Below are 230 nucleotides of genomic sequence, written 5' to 3' on the forward strand. Positions count from 1 at the left end.
GACCCGCGACGGAAAAGTCCACCTGACGCCGGCGCAGCTGTCCATGCTGCTGGAAGGAATTAACTGGAAGCACCCGCAGCGGACGGAACGTCCTGGCCTGCGGATATAACCTGCTGTAAAGTGGGGTTATGGATACCTCATACCCTGATGAAAACGCCCGGCTCAGGGCGCTGCTGCAGGAGCAGCAAACGACCATCCGCAAAATGGCGGAATATAACCGTCTGCTCTCG

General features: G+C 58.3%; 1 pseudogene. It reads left to right on the top strand.

Annotation, left to right across the window (positions count from 1 at the left end):
* Positions 1–109 (top strand): annotated as a pseudogene (locus F7Q90_RS27005) (IS66 family insertion sequence element accessory protein TnpB); the annotation flags it as partial.
* Positions 110–230: the final 121 nt, after the last annotated feature.

Source organism: Pantoea stewartii subsp. stewartii (assembly GCF_008801695.1).
Taxonomy (GTDB): domain Bacteria; phylum Pseudomonadota; class Gammaproteobacteria; order Enterobacterales; family Enterobacteriaceae; genus Pantoea; species Pantoea stewartii.